Raw genomic sequence first — 4,234 nt, forward strand, 5'->3', positions numbered from 1 at the left:
TGAATGTTGACAACCTAAAACCAGCTATAGAATCGGCTATGGAAATTCATTTAAAAGAAATAGAAACCATTGCTGCCAATCCTGAAGAACCTAATTTTGAAAACACACTTTTGGCAATGGAAAAAGCCGGAAGTGAAATCAATCGTTTGTTTACTTATTACGGTATTTGGATTAGTAACATGTCTACACCGGAGTTTAGAGATATTCAAGCAGAACTGTCTCCAAAAATCTCTGAGTACAACTCTAAAATCAATCAAAATCAAGCACTTTTTGAACGCATCAAAACGGTTTATGAAAAAGCACAAAAACAACCCCTGAATAATGAACAACAACGCCTTGTTGTATTAACTTATAAGGAGTTTGAAATGAATGGAGCCAACCTGAACGAAGAAGATAAAAAGCGCTATGCTGAAATCAATAAAGAATTATCTTCACTATACACCCAATTTTCAAACAATGTGCTCCACGATGAGGAGAACTATGTCACATTTATCACCAAAGACCAGCTTGGCGGATTACCTGAATCATTTATCAATGCATCCGCTAAAGCTGCTGCAGACAGAAACCGTGAAGGGGAATACGCCATCACCAATACCCGTTCATCTATGGACCCCTTCCTCACCTATTCAGAGGAAAGAAACTTACGTGAAAAAGTGTGGCGTACCTACTATTCCAGAGGTGATAATCAAGACGAATTTGATAACAATGAAATCATTTCTAAAATTTTAAAGCTACGCCATGAACGAGTTCAGCTATTAGGATACGACAATTATGCCCAATGGCGTTTACAGGATCGAATGGCGAAAACTCCCGAGAATGCAATGGAACTTTTGGTAACAGTGTGGCCGGCTGCACTGGCTCGTGTTGATAAAGAAGTTGCTGAAATGCAAGCCATCGCAGATCAAGAAAACAAAGGAATTAAAATTGAACCATGGGATTACCGCTATTATGCTGAGAAAGTAAGGAAAGCCAAATATGACCTTAATTCAAATGAGGTTAAGCAATACCTCGAACTCAACAATCTCACTGATGCTCTGTTTTATGTTGCCGGCGAACTTTTTAAGTATGAATTTAAACCCATCACAGACGGTACTGTACCTGTTTTTCATGAGGATGTGAAAGTATGGGAAGTAACAGATCAAAATAGTGAAGATACCATTGGTTTGTTTTATCTAGACCCCTATGCGCGTCAAGGAAAACGTTCAGGTGCCTGGGCTACACAATATCGCAGTCACGCAAACTTTGACGAAAAGCGTTTAGTATTAGCTTCTAACAACTCCAATTTCGTAAAAGCCCCTGAAGGGGAATCTGTTTTAATCTCTTGGGACGATGCAGAAACCTTTTTCCACGAATTTGGACATGCTTTGCATTATCTTTCTTCAAATGTAACATACCCATCACTTAATGGAGGTGTTAGAGATTATACTGAATTTCAGTCACAACTTCTTGAACGATGGTTATACACAGATGAAGTAATTAACCGCTTTTTAAAACATCACAAAAGCGGAGAGGTAATACCTGAAAGTTTGGTAACTAAAATCAAAAAGGCATCAACCTTTAACCAAGGTTTTGCTACAACTGAATTTCTGGCTTCTGCATTAATGGATATGAAATACCACACCACAAATCCTTCTGATATCAACCCCCGTGAATTCGAAAAAGAAACCTTAAACGAATTAGGAATGCCTGAAGAAATTGTGATGCGTCACCGCAGTCCGCACTTTGGTCATGTGTTTTCCGGCGAAGGCTATGCCACGGCTTATTATGGTTATCTATGGGCCGATGTTTTAACAAGTGATGCTGCAGAAGCATTTGAAGAAGCTCCGGGTGGTTTTTATGATAAAGAACTGGCAAGCAAATTGGTAGATTACCTTTTTGCACCCCGAAATACTATTGATCCCGCTGAAGCTTACAGGTTGTTCAGAGGTCGTGATGCAAATATTGATGCTTTGATGCGTGATCGTGGGTTTCCTGTTCCGGGAGAATAGAGATTATTAAAACTTAAAATTTAGACTATTTTATTTTTTATATTAAACCACTTTAAGTTTAATTTTTTTATAATCAACTTAAATATAAGCTATAAACAATGACAGATTGGTTTTCATCTAACGAAGATTTTCTATGGTTACTGGGAATAATAATTGTTTTCTTTGTATTTTTTATTTGGAACACAACAAGGCTTAAGAAAAACAGAACTAAACAAAAAGAGCGCAATTTTAGAAAACGTTATATGGAGCGGAAAAATGAAAATATAAAGTAGATTTTTTTTGTTTTGAAACTTTGATATAATATCCTCAATATTTATAATTATGAAAATATACACTAAAACAGGTGATAAAGGAACAACTGCACTGTTTGGTGGAACACGAGTTCCAAAACACCACATTCGTATTGAAAGCTACGGCACAGTTGATGAGTTGAATTCGCATATCGGTCTGATCCGGGATCAAGACATCTCCGGTCAACACAAGCAATTTCTAATCCATATTCAGGATAGGCTATTTACTGTAGGTGCAATTCTGGCCACAGATCCACAAAAAGCTGTTTTAAAAAATGGAAAAAAACGTCTTAATATTCCTAAAATTAGTGACGAAAATATAGCCCAGCTGGAAGCCAACATTGATGAAATGAATGCATCACTGCCTCCAATGACACACTTTGTTTTACCTGGAGGACACCAAACGGTGTCATTCTGTCACATTGCCCGTTGTGTTTGTCGGCGTGCAGAGCGACAAACCAGCTATCTAAATGATCAAGAGCCGGTTGACGAAAAAGTTTTGATGTATTTAAATAGGCTTTCTGATTATTTGTTTATGCTGGCACGAAAATTGTCACAGGAGTTAAAGATTGAAGAAATAAAATGGATTCCGGAAAAGAATGATTGAATTCTATATCTATTTGTATATCAAAACATTGCAATTAATTTAACAAAGTTCTTATAAATAAAGTAGAAATAATTCTTTTTTTTCTTGACTTTCTCAACTAAAAAATTATTTTTGCACAAAATTAAAATGAAGTGCTATGTACTGGACATTAGAATTAGCATCCTATTTAAGTGATGCACCATGGCCTGCCACCAAAGATGAACTGATAGATTACGCTATCAGAACCGGAGCGCCCTTAGAAGTCGTAGAAAACCTACAAGCAATCGAAGATGAGGGAGATGCTTACGACTCAATTGAGGAAATTTGGCCCGACTATCCTACTGACGAAGATTATCTTTGGAACGAGGATGAATATTAACTATAAATATTAAAAACATATTAGAAAGTCTCGACAGAGGCTTTTTTTTTGCTTAATTTTGAAGCAATACAATACCAAAAGACAATTATGACCTTTATAGATAAAGTATTAAAAGTATTTGTTGGAGACAAATCCAAGCAAGATGTAGGTAAAATCATGCCAATTGTTAAACAAATCAAACAATTTGAATCTGCACTTGAACAACTCTCTTTAGATGAGTTACGTACCAAATCTGAACATTTTAAGCATAAAATTGCCGAGTCCCGAAAGGAGCTCGACAGCCAAATAGATGAACTCACACAGGAAGCCAACGCCTCTGGAGACATTAACAGAAATGAGGATATCTATGCAGAAATTGACAAGTTAAAAGACGAAATTTATACAATCGAAAAGCGAGTTCTCGACGAAATTCTTCCAGAAGCCTTTGCTGTGGTAAAAGAAACTGCAAAACGTTTTATAAACAATCAAACACTTGAAGTAACTGCCACTACATTTGATCGCGAACTTTCAGCTATTAAAGACTATGTAACCCTGGAAGGTGACAAAGCCCTCTGGTCAAATTCCTGGGATGCTGCCGGAAAAGAAGTAACCTGGGACATGGTGCATTATGACGTACAATTGATTGGTGGTATTGCACTCCATCAAGGCAAAGTTGCAGAGATGCAAACAGGTGAAGGTAAAACACTGGTAGCTACCCTACCCGTTTATCTGAACGCCCTAACTGGGAACGGCGTGCATTTGGTAACCGTAAATGATTACCTGGCAAAGCGTGACAGTGCCTGGATGGCACCCATTTTTGAGTTTCATGGCTTAAGTGTTGATTGTGTTGATTATCATCAGCCCAATTCGGATGCTAGAAGAAAAGCCTACAATGCTGACATTACCTATGGAACCAACAATGAGTTTGGTTTTGATTACCTGCGCGACAATATGGCTCATGCTCCAAATGATTTGGTTCAGCGACCGCATCATTACGCCATTGTTGATGAGG

Annotated in this window: 3 protein-coding genes and 1 pseudogene; all 4 read left to right on the top strand. The window is 37.6% G+C overall.

Annotation, left to right across the window (positions count from 1 at the left end):
• A partial coding sequence (locus tag AACY61_RS09685) for a M3 family metallopeptidase (RefSeq protein WP_339611371.1) occupies nucleotides 1-1,988 on the top strand: 1,988 nt, incomplete at its 5' end.
• Between the two features lie 321 nt (nucleotides 1,989-2,309).
• Nucleotides 2,310-2,885 carry a cob(I)yrinic acid a,c-diamide adenosyltransferase gene (locus tag AACY61_RS09690; protein ID WP_339611372.1) on the top strand — a complete coding sequence of 192 codons (576 nt, stop codon included), beginning with the start codon at nucleotides 2,310-2,312 and terminating at the stop codon, nucleotides 2,883-2,885.
• A gap of 136 nt (nucleotides 2,886-3,021) precedes the next feature.
• Nucleotides 3,022-3,243, top strand: coding sequence for a DUF2795 domain-containing protein (locus AACY61_RS09695; protein WP_339611373.1), 222 nt, complete (start codon nucleotides 3,022-3,024; stop codon nucleotides 3,241-3,243).
• Between the two features lie 87 nt (nucleotides 3,244-3,330).
• Nucleotides 3,331-4,234 (top strand): annotated as a pseudogene (gene secA / locus AACY61_RS09700) (preprotein translocase subunit SecA); the annotation flags it as partial.

The organism is uncultured Planktosalinus sp. (genome assembly GCF_963973675.1).
GTDB lineage: Bacteria > Bacteroidota > Bacteroidia > Flavobacteriales > Flavobacteriaceae > Planktosalinus.

Excerpts from the sequence above, each read along its gene's own strand:
- AACY61_RS09690 (WP_339611372.1), top strand. The coding sequence starts at position 2,310 with ATGAAAATATACACTAAAACAGGTGATAAAGGAACAACTGCACTGTTT.
- AACY61_RS09695 (WP_339611373.1), top strand. The coding sequence starts at position 3,022 with ATGTACTGGACATTAGAATTAGCATCCTATTTAAGTGATGCACCATGG.